This window comes from Aromatoleum diolicum, assembly GCF_012910955.1.
Classification (GTDB): domain Bacteria; phylum Pseudomonadota; class Gammaproteobacteria; order Burkholderiales; family Rhodocyclaceae; genus Aromatoleum; species Aromatoleum diolicum.
Map to the genome: position 1 here is coordinate 143664 of NZ_WTVQ01000004.1, position 15981 is coordinate 159644.

Consider the following 15981-nt stretch of genomic DNA (forward strand, 5'->3'; position numbering starts at 1 on the left):
AGGATTCCAAGGAGACATCAAATGGCAAGAAAGATCACCTACCAGCAGGCCATCAACGAGGCGCTGGACCAGGAAATGGCGCGCGACGCGAGCGTCATCATCATGGGCGAGGACAACGCCGGCGGCGCCGGCGCGCCCGGCGAGGAGGATGCGTGGGGCGGGGTGCTCGGCGTCACCAAGGGCCTCTTCCACAAGTACCCGGGCCGCGTGCTCGACACGCCGATCTCGGAGTCCGGCTACGTCGGCGCGGCGGTCGGCGCCGCATGCAACGGCCTGCGCCCGGTCGCCGAGCTGATGTTCGTCGACTTCATCGGTGTGTGTTTCGACCAGATCTACAACCAGGCGGCGAAATTCCGCTACATGTTCGGCGGCAAGGCCCAGACGCCGGTCGTGATCCGCGCGATGTACGGCGCGGGCTTCCGCGCCGCGGCCCAGCACTCGCAGTGCCTGTACAACATGTTCACGCACATTCCGGGGCTCAAGGTCGTGGTGCCGTCGAATCCGTACGACGCGAAGGGCCTGTTGATCCAGTCGATCCGCGACAACGACCCGGTGATCTTCCTCGAGCACAAGGTGCTGTACACGATGGAAGGCGATGTGCCGGAGGAAAGCTACACCGTGCCTTTCGGCGAGGCCAACGTCGTTCGCGAAGGCGACGACGTGACCATCGTCGCCTTTGGCCGCATGGTGAATCAGGCGTTGCTGGCAGCCGCCGCGCTGCAGAAGCAGGGCATCCATTGCGAAGTGATCGACCCGCGCACCACTTCGCCGCTCGACGAGGACACGATCCTCGAAAGCGTCGAGAAGACCGGGCGGCTGGTCGTCGTCGATGAATCTACGCCGCGCTGCAGCATGGCGTCCGACATCGCCGGGCTGGTCGCGCAGAAGGCCTTTGGCGCGCTGAAGGCGCCGATCGAGCCGGTCACCGCGCCGCACGTGCCGGTGCCCTTCAGCGATGCGCTGGAAGACCTGTATGTCCCGAGTCCGGCCGCGGTCGAGGCCGCTGTAATCCGCGTGAAGGAGTACCGTTGATGTCCGCAATCCACACCCTGACGATGCCGAAATGGGGCCTTTCGATGCAGGAAGGCAAGGTCAACGGCTGGTTGAAGAAGCTCGGTGACACGATCGCCGTTGGCGAGGAGATCGTCGAAGTCGAGAGCGAGAAGATCGCCGGCGCGGTCGAAGCCTCGGTGGCCGGCGTGCTGCGCCGACAAAGCGCCGGCGAGGGCGATGTGCTGCCGGTCGGGGGGCTCCTCGGCATCGTCGCCGATGCCGACGTCGCGGACGCTGAGATCGACGCCGCGGTTGCCGACTTCATGGCGAACTTCACGCCGGCCACTGGCGACGAGGAGGATGCGGGCCCGTCGCCCGAGAAGATCGAGGTCGGCGGGAAGAAGCTGCGCTACCTGAAGCTCGGAGTGGGCGGCAGTGAGCGGGGCAGGGAGGTCGGCGAACCGATGATCCTGATCCACGGCTTCGGTGGCGATCTCAACAACTGGCTGTTCAACCACGCGGCGCTCGCCGTGGATCGCGAAGTCTATGCGCTCGACCTGCCCGGCCACGGTGAGTCGTCCAAGGATGTCGGCGAAGGCTCGCTCGGCGCGCTCGCGGCGGCGGTGACCGGCTTCATGGACGCGGTCGGCATCGAATCCGCGCATCTCGTCGGCCACTCGATGGGTGGCGCGGTGTCGCTGACGGTCGCCGCCGCCGCGCCGGAACGCGTGCGTTCGCTGACGCTGATCGCGAGCGCTGGCCTCGGCGAGGACATCAATGGCGCCTATATCGACGGTTTCGTCGCAGCGGGCGACCGCCGTGCGCTGAAGCCGCTGCTCACCGAACTGTTCGCGGACCCGGCGCTGGTCACGCGCCAGCTCGTCGATGACATGCTGAAGTACAAGCGGCTCGAAGGCGTTGGTGACGCGTTGCGCACGCTCGCCGGCAGCCTGTTCGAGAACGGTCGCCAGGCAACGGTACTGCGCGAAACCGCGGCGCGCTTCGGCAAGCCGGTGCTGGTGATCTGGGGCGCGGACGATCGCATCATCCCGGCGGCGCATGCCCAGGGCCTTACGGCCCCGGTGCTCGTAGAGGTGCTGCCGAAGCAGGGCCACATGCTGCAGATGGAGGCCGCGAACGAGGTCAATCGCCTGATCGGACGCTTCCTCGGCTAAGACCGACGGCCGGCCCGGTGCTTCGTTCGCCGGGCCGGCCTGCTGCAACCCCTCTGACAGGAGCCGACTTCGATGCAAACAATGCCAGAACTCCGCGGCGTGCGCGGCGCCGACAAGCTCGCCCGCATACCGGTCAAGATCGACGACCGCCGCGTGTCGCCGCCCAAACCAGCATGGCTCAGGGCGCGCGACCCCGGCACGCCGGAAGTGCTGCGCCTGCAGCAGATCCTGCGTAGCCACCGGCTGCACACCGTCTGCGAGGAGGCCGCCTGCCCGAACATCGGCGAGTGCTTCGGTAGCGGCACCGCGACCTTCATGATCCTCGGTAGCATCTGCACGCGGCGCTGCCCGTACTGTGACGTCGCCCACGGCCGGCCGGCGCGCCCGGACCCCGACGAGCCGCGCCAACTCGCCGAGGTCGCCGCCGCGATGAGCCTGCGCTACGTCGTCATCACCTCGGTCGATCGCGACGACCTGCGCGACGGCGGCGCCGGCCACTTCGCCGCCTGCATCGCGGCGACACGCACTGCCGTCCCGGCGATCCGCATCGAGGTGCTGACGCCCGACTTCCGCGGCCGCGAGGCCGTGGCGCTGGACGTCCTCGCGACAACCCCGCCCGACGTCTTCAACCACAACATCGAGACCGTGCCGCGCCTGTACCGCGCCGCGCGCCCGGGGGGCGACTACGCCGGCTCGCTTGCGCTGCTGCAGTCGGTGAAGTGGCGGCTGCCGGACGTGCCGACGAAGTCCGGCCTGATGCTTGGCTTGGGCGAAACCGATGACGAAGTGCTCGACACGCTGCGCGACCTGCGCGCGCACGGCTGCGACATCGTCACGCTGGGCCAGTATCTGCGGCCCTCGCCGGCGCACCTGCCGGTCGAACGCTACGTCGCGCCGGACGAGTTCGAGCGACTACGCGAGCGCGCGCTCGAACTCGGCTTCGCCGAAGTCGCGGCAGGACCGCTGGTGCGTTCCTCGTACCGCGCCGACGAGGTCGCGAAGGCGGCGATGCTGGCCGGAGAAGCCGTGTGATGTCGACGATGGAAAGACACGAACCCGTCGCCGGCGATCCGATTCAGGCGCGCGTCAGCGCGGGGTTGGCGGCAACGGCGCGAGCAGCGCCTTGATGTCCGCCTCGCCGAATTTCGCCAGTGCGTTCGCATCCTCGGACAGCACGCCGGCCGCGAGAGCCGCCTTGCGATCCTGCAGGGCGAGGATGCGTTCCTCGATGCTGCCGCCGCAGATCAGCTTGAACACGAACACCGGCTTGTCCTGGCCGATACGGTGGGCGCGGTCAGTGGCCTGGTTTTCGGCCGCCGGGTTCCACCACGGGTCGTAGTGGATCACGGTGTCGGCGGCGGTCAGGTTGAGTCCGACGCCGCCCGCCTTCAGGCTGATCAGGAACACCGGCGCGCGGCCTTTCTGGAAATCCTCGACCGGAATGCGGCGGTCGCGCGTGTCGCCGGTCAGGCTGACCCAGCCGATGTTGGCGGCGTCGAGTTCCGCCGCGATCAGCGCGAGCATCTGCGTGAATTGCGAGAACACCAGAATGCGCCGCCCCTCGGCGATCAATTCCGGCAACATCTCCATCAGCATGTCGAGCTTGGCGCGCTCCTTCACCTTCGCCGCGACGGGCGTTTTCAGCAGGCGCGGGTCACAGCACACCTGACGCAGCTTCAGCAGCGCGTCGAGGATCACGATCTGGCTGCGCGCGTAGCCCTTGCTGGCGATTTCGAAACGGATCTTCTCGTCCATCGCCGCACGCACCGTCTCGTACAGGTCGCGCTGCCCACCGTCGAGGCCGACGCTGCGCACGATCACGGTTTTCGGCGGTAACTCCTTGGCGACGTCTTCCTTGCGTCGACGCAGCATGAAGGGCTTGATGCGCGCGGCGAGCAGGTCGCGGCGCTGCGTGTCGCCGTGCTTTTCGATCGGCGTGCGCCACGTGCGCGTGAAATCCTTGTGCGAGCCGAGAAAGCCCGGCAGCAGGAAGTCGAACTGCGCCCACAGCTCGCCAAGGTGGTTTTCCAGCGGTGTGCCGGTGAGGCCGAGGCGATGGCGCGCGCGCAACTGGCGGATCACCTGCGCGCCCTTGCTCGCGGCGTTCTTCACCGTCTGCGCCTCGTCGAGGATCAGCAGGCTCCACTCGCGCGCCCGCAGCGCGTCGGCGTCGCGCCACAGCAGTGGATAGGTCGTCAGTGCAACGTCGATGCCTTCCAGTTCATCGAAACGGCTGTGGCGATCTGCGCCATGCAGATTCAGCACTTTCAGCTTGGGCGTGAAGCGCGCCGCTTCGGCCTGCCAGTTGAACACCAGCGAGGTCGGCAGGACCACCAGCGCGGGGCGGTCGAGCCGGCCCGCCTGCTTCTCGGTGAGCAGGTGCGCGAGTGCCTGTGCCGTCTTGCCCAGGCCCATGTCGTCCGCAAGGATGCCCGCCAGGTCGTGGCGCACCAGATGCTGCAGCCAGGCCAGGCCTTCGAGCTGGTAGGGGCGCAATTCGGCGCGGAAACCCTTGGGTGCCGAGACCGCGACCATATTGCCGGCGTTGCGCAGGCGCTTCGCGAGCTCTGCCAGCGCTTCGCGACCGCGCCCGGGCAGATCCAGATCGACCAGGCGCACGGCGTCGAGCCGCGACACGCGCAACACGCCGTCGGGCCGGTCGAACAGATCCACCAGCGCACCCACCAGCGGCTTGAGGCGCGCCGCCGCAATCCGCAGGCGGCCGAGTTGCTCATGGTGCAGGATGATCGGCTCGGTGTCCTCGATGCGGTCCAGCCCGCCGCCCAGCCAGCGCGAATCGTGCGTGAACAGTTCCGACAACAGTGGCGCCAGCGCCAGCGGGCGACCATCGACCTCGATGCCCGGCGAAATGTCGAGCCAGCCGCCGTCGGTCTCGTCAACGTCGAGCAGCAGCGCCTCGATGTCCAGCGCGAGATGACGGAAATCGGCAGGCATCTCCACCTCCCAGCCCTCGGCGCGCAAGGCGGGAATTTCGCTCGCGGTGAAGGCGCCCCAGTCGGTCTCGCTGGCGAGTCCGAACAGGTCCGCCGGCAGCCGTTCGTAGCCCGCCAGGACTTTGCCCGATGGCACTTTCCCCAGGCCTGCGCGCCCGAGCCGGCGCACCGCCTCCGATTCGGCACGGGTGTGACGTTCCAGGCGCGCGCTGCGGCCATCCTCCAGCGTGTGGAACATTGCCGTGTCGCCAGCTTCGATCGTCAGCGGACCGTAGCGGAAGGCGAGCGTCGCATAGTCGAATTCATCGACGCCGTAGCGTGGATAATCGCGAAAGCTCACGCCATTCACAGGCGCCGTATTCACCCGCAGCACCGGCACCGGCGTTCCGTCGAGGTGCACCGGCGGTTCGCCGATCTGCAAGGGCAGCGGCAATTCGGGCGCCACCTCGGCCAGCGTCGCGCTCACCAGTTCGGCTTCGACCGGCGTCAGCGGCGGCAGGGACAGCAGGTGCACGATCTGCTCCGGCGGCGCCTCCAGCGTGATCGGTCCGGCAGCATTCGCCTTGCGGTCGATGTACCAGGGCGGCAGAAGCGGCAACACCAGATCGGCGGGCGGTGTCAGGCGCAGCGCCGGCGCGCGCCGACCGTCGGAAGCGTTGATCCACTCCGGCCGGCCGGGCCGCGGCTCTCCGGCCGTCAGCGCCGGGCCGGTCAGTTCGTTGATGTGCGCGCGACCGCTGGCGAGCAAGAGCTCCATCAGCACGTCGGCATTGCGCCCGTTCAGCGGCAGCGCCTCGCCCCAGGAAAGCCCGCGGGGCTTGTGCGCCCACAACAGGCGCAGGATTTCCATATCGGTGTCGTCGACAAAGGCCGGCGGGATGTCGAGCGCACGTTCGATGTTGTTCCAGCTCTCCGCGCTGCGTACCGCTCCCTGCCGGTCGAGCCGCACCTTGAAGCAAGTCACGCCGTACTGTTGGGCGCCCGGCTGAAACCGGATCAGGTAGCGCAGCGCGTGCGTGGCGCTTGTCGCGGTGCGGGAGGGCATCTCCTGCGAGGTCGCGACCCCGCGGAACGCTTCGATCCATGCCAGCACTTGCTCGCGTGGCCGGTTCGGGTCGGCGCGCTGTGCCAGCCACACCAGCAGTGTCGCCGCCACGTGCTTGCACGAGCGACCAACCGGACACGAGCAATGCGACAGCAAACCACCGCCGCGCCGGTCGTCGCCGACCACCTGCACGACCACCTCGTACGGTGTGATCCGCGTGCCGCGCACCCGCGCCAGCAGCATCTCGCCATTGCGCTGCAATGCCGATACCGCCGACAGGTAGCCGCGCCCCTTCGCGACCTCGTCCGCGCCAAGCCAGTTAATGAGGTCGGATGCGGTGTAGTTGTCGAGAGAGGTCATGCAGACGCGGTAGATTTCTTCGAGAAAGTTTGGGGGCGCCGACGCCTCGCCGGTCGGGCGCACTCCGGTGAGGCGCGGCACGGCAAGTTCGGGCACAAGAGCGGAATTGTCTCACGCACGAGGGCACGACTGCGTTGGCGAATCGCGGAAAGCGTGAATCGAGTTCTCAAAGCCCATTCAGGCACAGACTCCCGTGACGGTTGATCCGGGGCGGGGAGAGTGGTTTCGGGAAAAAAATCGGGTCGCGATCGCGACCCGTCTTGCAGGAGTGCTGCCTCTTTGCGTCGGTCAGTATCCGCCGCCACCTCCACCGCCATAGCCGCCCATCGATCGCGACGAGTCCTGGCCGGACGTCGCGGTCCCCGATCCCCCGGGAGTTGCGCACCCAGCGCTCACTGCAAGGAGTGCCGAGCAAACGATGATCAACAGTCTGCGCATGATCTTTTCCTTGTTTCGTGTTCTTGCACAGCCCGCATGCCGCGATCGGAAGCGGGCGCATCCGCACCAGGGGGAGGTACCGATGCCATCCAGCCCGGCTTGGTCTGCACAATTGCAGGAAAATGGCAGGATCCGGGCGCAAGGATTGGATCGGCGGGGAATGTTGAAGTTCACGCCCATTCGACGCCGGTAAGACGGGGAGACCATCCCGTGAGCCTGGCGGGTCATCCGCCTACAGCTTTCCGTCCGTGCCTTTCCTTTTCTTCCGGCATGTCGCCCGCTTGAACGGCGATGGGCAAAGGGGGTGGCTTGAGCGGTCAGTCAAGCGGGAGCCATACTGTCGCGCAGCTGGGTGTTCCCCCCTGCATTCCGGTGCCGCCTGTTTTCCAAGGTATGGCTTTCCCATCAGGAGGTTCACGTGCTTGAATTAAGACCAAATTGCGAATGCTGCAACAAGGACCTTCCGCCTGAATCGACCGAGGCGCGCATCTGTTCGTTCGAGTGTACGTTCTGTGCATCCTGTGCAGACGGACCCCTTGGCGGCAAGTGCCCGAACTGTGGCGGTGAGTTGCTCGCCCGTCCTCGCCGCCCGGCAAATAGGCTCGCCAATAATCCGGCATCCACTCAACGCATTTACAAACCGGGCGGCTGCGCCAACAGTGCGTGACTAGCGCAAGAGGTCCGACAATGATTCTGCAGAAGCTCCTCGGAATCGATCTCCCGATCATTCAGGCCCCAATGGCGGGCGTGCAGGGCAGCGCGCTCGCCATTGCGGTTTCCAATGCGGGCGGGCTCGGCTCGCTCCCCTGCGCCTTGCTCGGTCTGGAAGCCATGCGCCAGGAGTTGTCAGCCATCCGTGCGCAGACCAGCAGGCCGTTCAACGTAAACTTCTTCTGCCATACACAGCCCGAGCCCAGCGTCGAGCGCGACGCGATATGGCGGGAGACGCTTGCACCGTACTTCGCCGAGTACGGAATCGATGCAAGCGCCATTGCCGCGGGGCCCGGGCGCTTCCCTTTCAGCGCCGCGACTGCCGACGCGCTGAACGAATTCAGGCCTGCCGTCGTGAGTTTTCATTTCGGCCTGCCGTCGGCCGACTTGCTGGCGCGGGTGCGTAGCTGGGGCGCCAAAATCCTGTCTTCGGCGACAACCGTCGACGAAGCGCGCTGGCTGGAGGAGCGTGGCGTCGACGCAGTCATCGCTCAAGGGCTCGAGGCCGGAGGTCATCGCGGCCACTTTCTGTCCGACGATCTCGATACCCAGGTCGGCACATTTGCGTTCGTGCCGCAGATCGTGAAGGCGGTGAAAATCCCGGTCATCGCCACGGGCGGCATCGCGGATGCCAGGGGTGTCGCGGCAGCGATGGCGCTCGGCGCGGCCGGTGTGCAAATCGGCACGGCCTATATGTTGTGTCCCGAAGCAACGACGAGCGCCGTTCATCGCGCGGCCCTGAAAAGTGATGCTGCCCGCATCACGGCGCTCACCAACCTGTTTACCGGCCGTCCCGCTCGCGGCATCGTGAACCGGATCATGAGGGAGCTGGGCCCGATGAGTGCCGCCGCCCCCGCTTTCCCGCTGGCGACGGCGGCCATCATGCCGCTACGCGCCAAGGCCGAGAGCCTGGGCAGTGGCGAATTCTCGCCCTTGTGGGCGGGGCAAAACGCGAGCGGATGCAAGGAGGTCTCGGCGAGCGCGCTGACCCGGGAGTTGGCGGCCGCAGTCGTCGATGCACGGTACTGAGCTCGGGCCTGCTTCGCGTCGGACTTTTGAAACGGCTGCGTTTGGCGCCCCAAAACGCATCGGGCCGCAATTGCGGCCCGATGTCCATTTCAGCTGCAGCGTTGAAGTGAAACGTCAGAGCTTGCTATACACCTCGGCGCCGCTCTTCACGAACTCGACCGCCTTCACTTCCATGCCCTTGGCGAGCGCCTCTTCTTCCTTGAGGCCTTCCTTCGCGGCGTAGTCGCGCACATCCTGCGTGATCTTCATCGAGCAGAAGTGCGGGCCGCACATCGAGCAGAAGTGCGCGACCTTGGCGGACTCCTTCGGCAGCGTCTCGTCGTGGAATTCCTTCGCCTTGTCGGGGTCGAGGCCGAGGTTGAACTGGTCTTCCCAGCGGAACTCGAAGCGTGCCTTCGACAGCGCGTTGTCGCGGATCTGCGCGCCGGGGTGGCCCTTCGCGAGGTCGGCGGCGTGGGCGGCGAGCTTGTAGGTGATGATGCCTTCCTTGACGTCCTGCTTGTTCGGCAGGCCCAGGTGTTCCTTCGGCGTCACGTAGCACAGCATCGCGGTGCCGTACCAGCCGATCTGCGCGGCGCCGATGCCGCTGGTGATGTGGTCGTAGCCCGGGGCGATGTCGGTGGTCAGCGGTCCCAGCGTGTAGAACGGCGCTTCCTTGCAGTGCTCGAGCTGGAGATCCATGTTCTCCTTGATGAGGTGCATCGGCACGTGGCCCGGACCTTCGATGATCGTCTGCACGTCGTGCTTCCACGCGATGTCGGTCAGTTCGCCGAGCGTCTTCAGCTCACCGAGCTGCGCCTCGTCGTTGGCGTCGTAGATCGAGCCGGGGCGCAGGCCGTCGCCGAGCGAGAAGGCCACGTCGTAGGCCTTCATGATGTCGCAGATGTCCTCGAAATGCGTATAGAGGAAGCTTTCCTTGTGATGCGCGAGGCACCACTTGGCCATGATCGAGCCGCCGCGCGAGACGATGCCGGTCATGCGGTTGGCGGTCAGCGGCACGTAGCGCAGCAGCACGCCAGCATGGATGGTGAAGTAATCGACGCCCTGTTCGGCCTGCTCGATCAGCGTGTCGCGGAAGATCTCCCAGGTGAGTTCCTCGGCCTTGCCGTCGACCTTTTCCAGCGCCTGGTAGATCGGCACCGTGCCGATCGGCACCGGGCTGTTGCGCAGGATCCATTCGCGCGTCTCGTGGATGTTCTTGCCGGTGGACAGATCCATCACCGTGTCGCCACCCCAGCGGATCGACCAGGTCATCTTGTCGACTTCTTCCGAGATCGACGAGCCGAGCGCCGAGTTGCCGATGTTGGCGTTGATCTTCACAAGGAAGTTGCGGCCGATAATCATCGGCTCGCTTTCCGGGTGGTTGATGTTGTTGGGGATGACGGCGCGGCCGCGCGCGACTTCGCTGCGCACGAATTCCGGCGTGATCTCTTCGGGGATGCTGGCGCCGAAGTGCTGGCCGGGGTGCTGGCGGGTCAGCAGCTTGGCCATCTTCTCGCCGGTGGGGCCGGTGGCGCGGAGCGACTCGACGTAGGCGCGGCGGTTCATGTTCTCGCGGATGGCGATGAATTCCATCTCCGGCGTGATGATGCCCTTACGCGCGTAGTGCATCTGGCTGACATTCATGCCGGCCTTGGCGCGGCGCGGGTGGCGGTGCAGGCCCGGGAAGCGCATTTCGTCCAGCGCCGCATCGGCGGCGCGGGCGCGGCCGAATTCCGAGCTCAGGTCGGCGAGTACCTCGGTGTCGTTGCGCTCCTCGATCCACTTCCGGCGCATGGCCGGCAGGCCGGAACGGATGTCGATCTTGGCGGCCGGGTCGGAGTAGGGGCCCGAGCAGTCGTAGACGAAGATCGGCGGGTTCTTCTCGCCGCCGAAGGCGGTGGGGGTGTCAGCCTGCGAGATCTCGCGCATCGGCACGCGGATGTCGGGCGTCGAGCCTTCGACGTAGATCTTGCGCGAGTTCGGCAGCGGGGCGATCGCGGCTTCGTCCACATGGGCTTTTGCGGCGATGAATTTTTCTGTGGCGTTCATGCTGTCTCCTGGGGATCTGATTTATGACTTATCCCGGTGCACGTCCGGCACGCGGGGAACTTCGGATTGGCTTGGGTGGTGAGTTGCGGTGATGTGCGGTGGTTCTGCGTTGCCGGGTCAGGCTCTCCACAGGGCGTGGAAGTGATGTACCGGACCGTGCCCCTTGCCGACCGCAAGCGCACCGGACGCGGCGATCGCGCGCAGCAGGTAGTCGCGCGCATCGCGCACTGCGGCTTCGACCGAACGGAAGCCGCCGGCGTGCTGCGGCAGCAGCGCCGCAATCGCCGACGACAGCGTGCAGCCGGTGCCGTGGGTATTCTTGGTCTCGATGCGGGGCGAGGGCATCTCGATCATGCGGTCGCCGTCGAACAGCAGGTCGACGACGTCGCTGCCGGGCAGGTGTCCGCCCTTCAGCAGCACCCAGCGTTCCGAGGACAGCGGCAGCATCTCGCGCAGGCGTTCGGCGGCGCGGTACATCTCCTTCACCGTGTCGGGTGCCCGCTGTTCGAGCAGCACCCCGGCTTCGGGCAGATTCGGGGTAATCATGAAGCTGCGCGGCAGCAGCGCTTCGATCAGCATCGCCACCGCGTTGCGCGCCAGCAGGTGATCGCCGCTCTTGGAGACCATCACCGGGTCGCAGACGACGAAGGGGGCGTCGAAATGCGCCAGCCGGTCGGCAACGGTAGTAACGATCTCCGCACTGCCGAGCATGCCCAGCTTGACCGCGTGGATCTTGACGTCGGCAAACAGGGTGTCGATCTGCAGGCGCAGGAAGTCGGTCGGCGGGATGTGTACCGCGGCGACCGCCTGCGTGTTCTGCGCGGTGAGGGCCGCGACCACGCCGCAGCCGTAGGCGCCGAGCGCCGAGAAGGTCTTGATGTCGGCGAACACGCCAGCGCCGCCGCTCGGGTCGACGCCTGCGATGGACACGACATTGGGGATCGCGCGGCTCATTGGAGCGCCACGACCGTGAGGCGGGAGGGGAAGGCTGCGGACGAACGGACTTGCATGGATGCGTTTCCCTACGCCGGTGCGACCCGGATCAGGTTCAAAGGGACTGTCTCAGCCCGCGCACGACCCCGTGGCAGGCACCCCTAACGGATTCCCGAACGTTACCGGACGAGCGCCCCGCAGGCAAGCGTTTCGCAGCTCGGCGCGGGCGGCATCGCGCGGATTTTTTGTTGCTTTTCCGTACGATGCCGTCACCGACCCGGCTCAGTCCATGCCGAATCCGGTCAGCGTCGCGATGCCGAGCACGGCAAACAGTGCGGCCGCGATGCAGTGGATCAGGCGCACCGGCATGCGGTGCGCGATGCGGTCGCCGACGACCACTGCCGGGACGTTCGCAATCATCATGCCGAGCGTGGTGCCGGCGACGACGGCAATCAGGGCGTTGTATTGCGCGGCGAGCGCGACGGTCGCGACCTGCGTCTTGTCGCCCATCTCGGCAAGGAAGAACGCGACGATGGTCGTGCCGAGCACGCCCAGCTTGGGGGTGCTGAGTTCGTCGTCGTCGAGCTTGTCGGGGATCAGCGTCCAGATCGCCATTGCAATAAAGGACAGGCCCAGTACCCAGCGCAGCACGTCAGGTCCGAGCACGGTGGTGACCCAGGTGCCGACCGCGCCGGCGAAGGCGTGGTTCGCGAGAGTCGCGATCAGGATGCCGGCGATGATGGGCCACGGACGGCGAAAGCGCGCCGCGAGCATGAAGGCGAGCAGCTGCGTCTTGTCGCCGATTTCGGCGAGCGCGACGATGCCGGTGGACATCAGGAAGGCTTCGTAGGGGAAGATCATCAGGTTCTCCGGGCCGGCACATGACCGATGACCGCAAGCCTCCCCGGCCCGAACAATCGGAGAGCATGCGGTCAAAAGTCTCGCCAGGTCCGAAGACTGGCCACGCCATGCCCGGATGGGCAAGTTTGTTGACGTGGTCCCCCCGAGGGCTCGGGGGCGGCTACTCCCTAATGACGGCGCGGATTGTAACCTCGAGGCAGGGGGCGAGGGAAGTGGCCATGCGCGCGACGGGGCTAAAGATTCCCGTTTTGCGGCCGAAGACGATGCCATGAACGGCCACCATGGCGTCCATCGACGCCCCCGGAATTGCCCTTGAGACTGTGCTCGCTGCCATGAAAGTCCTGCGTTTTCCGATTCTCCGCGCCGTGTTGGCGGCGCTGGTCCTGCCGACGGCGCCCGCGCTCGCCGAGCAGCCGTGGGAAACGGTGGTGCGCGATCGCGAGCGCGTGGTGGAGATCGACCGCTCCAGCGTGATCCAGTCGGACGGCGGCAGCAAGGTCGGGTGGGGACGCATCGTGCTGTCGCCGGAGCGCGCTGCCGTCGAGGGGTATGCGTCGGTGAAGGCCCTGAACCGCTACGATTGCTACAACCGCAGCTTTTTCACGGTCAAGCGCGTGTATATGGATGCGCGTCATGTAGTAGTGCGCGAGGAAGGCGGGCTCGACGAAAGCCCGATCCTTGCCGCGCGTAACAGCGTCGACGAGCGGATGTGGCAGGAGGTGTGCCGGCCGCCGACGGTGAGCGATCTGCAGAAAGTCGCACGCGAGGTGACGGTGATCGCGAATGCGGCAAGCGCCGACGCCGGGGCTGCGCCGCTGGTGCCGCTATCGCGTTCGGCTGCGGCGACTGCCGATGCCCCCGCGAAGGAAACAGCGCGGATCGCAAGCAAGGCGGCAGGCAGTGCGACGGCGAAAATGCAGGCGATCGTTCCGGCGGCGGCGAGCGGCAAAGCCTCGCCGGCTGCCCTTGCGCTGGCGGCGCCGACGCCGGTGCGCTCATCCGGGCCGGGAGCGTCGAAAGCCACCTCCAGGTCGTCGTCCGCGGTCGCGCGGTTTGACTGGAGTTACGATGGCGAGACGGGGCCGGAACACTGGGGCAAGCTGCGCCCGGAGTGGGCGGTCTGTGCGGAGGGCAGGCGCCAGTCGCCGATCGATCTGCGCAACGGGATCGCGGTGGATCTCGAGGCGCCGCGCTTCGATTACCGCGCGACCCTATTCCGCATCGCCGATACCGGGCGTACTTTGCGCGTGCATGTCGGGCCCGGCATGGGGGTCGACCTTCGCGGGCAGCGTTATGAGCTCGATTTTTTCGAATTTCACCGCCCGTCGGTGGAACGTGTCGGCGGCCAGGCGTCGGACATGGTGGTGCATTTCCATCACCGCGATCCGGCCGGAAACATCGCGGTCGTCGCGGTGCTGCTCGAAGGCGGCGATCGGCCGCACCCGCTGGTCCAGACGCTGTGGAACAACCTGCCGCTGGAGCGCGGCACGGCGTACGCACCGACCGTGACGATCGATCCCGCGAGCCTGTTGCCCGCGAACTCGGCACACTACCTGTTCATGGGCTCGCTGGAGGCGCCGCCGTGCACCGAGGGGGTGCTGTGGGCGGTGATGAAGGAGCCGCTGTATTTATCGGCGGAGCAGCTGGCCATTTTCGCGCGCCTGTACGCGCGCAATGGCCGGCCAATCCAGCCTCACAACGGGCGCCTGATCCTCGAATCGCGCTGAGACCTGGCTGTCTGCGTGATCCCGCGCAAGGGGTCGGCTGGGCACAGGCTTTCCCGGAAATGCTTGCTCGGCGAAGCGCAGGCTTTCACCCATGCACGACTGCGCCTATCATCGGCTCGGGTCGGACGCAGGCGCAAGGAGAAAGCATGGTTCAGGGCAGGCGGTGGCGATCCGCCGGACGCCGCGCGGCAGCAGGCAATATTCGTCGCGGAGCGCGCATATGAGTCCCGGCGCGTTGATGCGCCTTGTGCTGCGGCGCGAAGCCGGGCGCCTGGTCGGCGTGTCGGTGCCAAACCCGCGTCCGCAGGCAGCACAGGTGCTGGTCGGACGTACCATCGACGAGGCGCTGACACTCGTGCCCGCGAAGTTCGGCCAGTATTCGCGGGCGCAGGGCATCGCTGCGACCGCCGCCTGCGTCGCGGCCGGCGCGGCGGACCTGACTCGCATGGAGCCGTGGGCCGAGGAGCGCGCGCTGGCGATCGAAACGGCGCAGGAGCATCTGTGGCGCCTGATGCTCGACTGGCCACAACTGTTCGGGCACAAGCCACGCAGCGATCGCTTTGCGATCCTGCACCGGCGCCTCGCCCAGCTTGGCGATGGGCGAGCGGCCTATGACCTGGGGGGCGATCTGCTCGATCTGGTGGCAGTCGAATTTCTTGGCGGTTTTTTCACCGCCACGCGCGAACCCAGCGGCCTGCGCGAATTCGTCGAACGCGCGCGGCGTGGCGGCACCATTGGTGCGGCGCTCGCCGACCTGATCGAGATGGGCTCATCCACGCCCGAAGGCGAAGCGGTGCCCTTGCTGCCGACGCTCGCCGCGGGCGCGTGGGCGCACGAGTTGGGCGGCGTGCCGCCCACGGTCTTCTGCGAAGCGCCGACGCTGTTCGGACGGGCCCACGAGACCGGTGTGCTCGCGCGCCACGCGGATTCGATGATGGTGTCCAACCTGCTGACGCACCGCCACCGCATCGCCGCGCGCCTGTTTGCGCGGGTCGTCGATTTGGCAGATTGCGCGAGCCGTCTGCGCCACCCCCAGGCGTCCGACCTGCCCGTGCTGATCGATGCCGCGCCACTCGGCGAGAACGCGGGGCTCGCTTGCGTCGAGACCTCGTGCGGCCTGCTGATGCACGCCGTGCGACTCGATGGCGAACGCATCGCCGAGTACGCGGTCATCGCGCCGACGCAATGGAACTTCCACGACGACGGCCCCTTCGTGCGGGAAGGTTGCGGCTGGGAAGCGGAATCGGATGAGGCGGCGATGTTGCGCCTGAAGGCGCTCGCGCTGTCGCTCGATCCGTGTGTCGAGTACGAGATCGTGATCGAGGACGTGCCCGTTGCATGAGCTGTCGCTTGCCGAAGGGGTGCGCGGTATCGTCGAGGACGCCGCGCGGGGGCAGGGTTGCACGCGCGTAAAGACGGTCGTGCTGGAAATCGGCGAACTGTCGGCGGTCGAGGTCGAGGCGCTGCGTTTCTGTCTCGACGTCGTGCTGCGCGAGACGCTCGCCGAAGGTGCAGCGATCAAGATCGAACCGGTCGCCGGTGTCGGCTGGTGCCTCGCGTGCGATCGTGGCGTGCCGCTGGCGCAGCGCTTCGATGCGTGTCCCGAGTGCGGCGGTTACCAGGTGCGGCCGATCGGCGGCACCGAGATGCGAGTCAGGGAAATCGAAGTCGAATGATCCGAGTCACGCGGCAGGCCGACTGGCCGTCGCGCTTCGCAGTGGAGC

12 protein-coding genes and 2 riboswitches are annotated in these 15981 nt (G+C 66.8%); of the genes, 8 read left to right on the forward strand and 4 right to left on the reverse strand.

Annotation, left to right across the window (positions count from 1 at the left end; all coding sequences use genetic code 11):
- Positions 1-21 precede the first annotated feature (21 nt).
- From GPA25_RS03925 to lipA, 3 genes are all read left to right on the forward strand, one after another.
- The gene (locus tag GPA25_RS03925) at positions 22-1032 is read left to right on the forward strand and encodes an alpha-ketoacid dehydrogenase subunit beta (protein ID WP_169259047.1); all 1011 of its coding nucleotides are present in this window, start codon (positions 22-24) and stop codon (positions 1030-1032) included.
- Positions 1032-2168, forward strand: coding sequence for an acetoin dehydrogenase dihydrolipoyllysine-residue acetyltransferase subunit (locus tag GPA25_RS03930; protein ID WP_169259048.1), 1137 nt, complete (start codon positions 1032-1034; stop codon positions 2166-2168). The genes GPA25_RS03925 and GPA25_RS03930 overlap by 1 nt, the downstream gene beginning before the upstream one ends.
- Positions 2169-2240: 72 nt before the next feature.
- Positions 2241-3200: a lipoyl synthase gene (lipA, locus tag GPA25_RS03935; RefSeq protein ID WP_169259049.1), complete on the forward strand. Its 960-nt coding sequence runs from the start codon at positions 2241-2243 to the stop codon at positions 3198-3200.
- Between the two features lie 54 nt (positions 3201-3254).
- Here the strand turns inward: lipA and GPA25_RS03940 are convergent, their stop codons facing one another.
- Entirely contained in the window at positions 3255-6527 is a 3273-nt protein-coding gene (locus GPA25_RS03940) for a DEAD/DEAH box helicase (protein ID WP_169259097.1), read from the reverse strand.
- Between the two features lie 856 nt (positions 6528-7383).
- Between GPA25_RS03940 and GPA25_RS24355 the strand changes: the two genes are divergently transcribed.
- Entirely contained in the window at positions 7384-7632 is a 249-nt protein-coding gene (locus GPA25_RS24355) for a DUF1272 domain-containing protein (RefSeq protein ID WP_169259050.1), read from the forward strand.
- Positions 7633-7652: 20 nt separating this feature from the next.
- Entirely contained in the window at positions 7653-8705 is a 1053-nt protein-coding gene (locus tag GPA25_RS03950) for an NAD(P)H-dependent flavin oxidoreductase (protein ID WP_169259051.1), read from the forward strand.
- Positions 8706-8819: 114 nt separating this feature from the next.
- On the opposite strand, the gene thiC is transcribed toward GPA25_RS03950, so the two are convergent.
- The 3 genes from thiC to GPA25_RS03965 form a co-directional block, all read right to left on the reverse strand.
- Positions 8820-10736 carry a phosphomethylpyrimidine synthase ThiC gene (thiC, locus tag GPA25_RS03955; RefSeq protein WP_169259052.1) on the reverse strand — a complete coding sequence of 639 codons (1917 nt, stop codon included), beginning with the start codon at positions 10734-10736 and terminating at the stop codon, positions 8820-8822.
- A 117-nt stretch (positions 10737-10853) separates the two neighbouring features.
- On the reverse strand, positions 10854-11690 hold the full coding sequence (gene thiD, locus GPA25_RS03960; protein WP_169259053.1) for a bifunctional hydroxymethylpyrimidine kinase/phosphomethylpyrimidine kinase: 837 nt from the start codon (positions 11688-11690) through the stop codon (positions 10854-10856).
- A 48-nt stretch (positions 11691-11738) separates the two neighbouring features.
- Positions 11739-11842, reverse strand: a riboswitch (TPP riboswitch).
- Between the two features lie 109 nt (positions 11843-11951).
- On the reverse strand, positions 11952-12530 hold the full coding sequence (locus tag GPA25_RS03965; RefSeq protein WP_169259054.1) for a TMEM165/GDT1 family protein: 579 nt from the start codon (positions 12528-12530) through the stop codon (positions 11952-11954).
- 2 nt (positions 12531-12532) lie between these two features.
- Positions 12533-12711: riboswitch (yybP-ykoY riboswitch) on the reverse strand.
- A 100-nt stretch (positions 12712-12811) separates the two neighbouring features.
- Here GPA25_RS03965 and GPA25_RS03970 point away from each other — a divergent pair.
- The 3 genes from GPA25_RS03970 (at position 12812) to hypA (ending at position 15933) form a co-directional block, all read left to right on the forward strand.
- On the forward strand, positions 12812-14257 hold the full coding sequence (locus tag GPA25_RS03970; RefSeq protein WP_246265308.1) for a carbonic anhydrase: 1446 nt from the start codon (positions 12812-12814) through the stop codon (positions 14255-14257).
- A 220-nt stretch (positions 14258-14477) separates the two neighbouring features.
- Entirely contained in the window at positions 14478-15599 is a 1122-nt protein-coding gene (locus GPA25_RS03975; protein WP_169259055.1) for a hypothetical protein, read from the forward strand.
- Positions 15592-15933 (forward strand): hydrogenase maturation nickel metallochaperone HypA, encoded by a 342-nt coding sequence (gene hypA / locus GPA25_RS03980; RefSeq protein WP_169259056.1) that lies wholly within the window; start codon positions 15592-15594, stop codon positions 15931-15933. Before GPA25_RS03975 ends, hypA begins: the two co-directional genes overlap by 8 nt.
- Positions 15934-15981 lie beyond the last annotated feature (48 nt).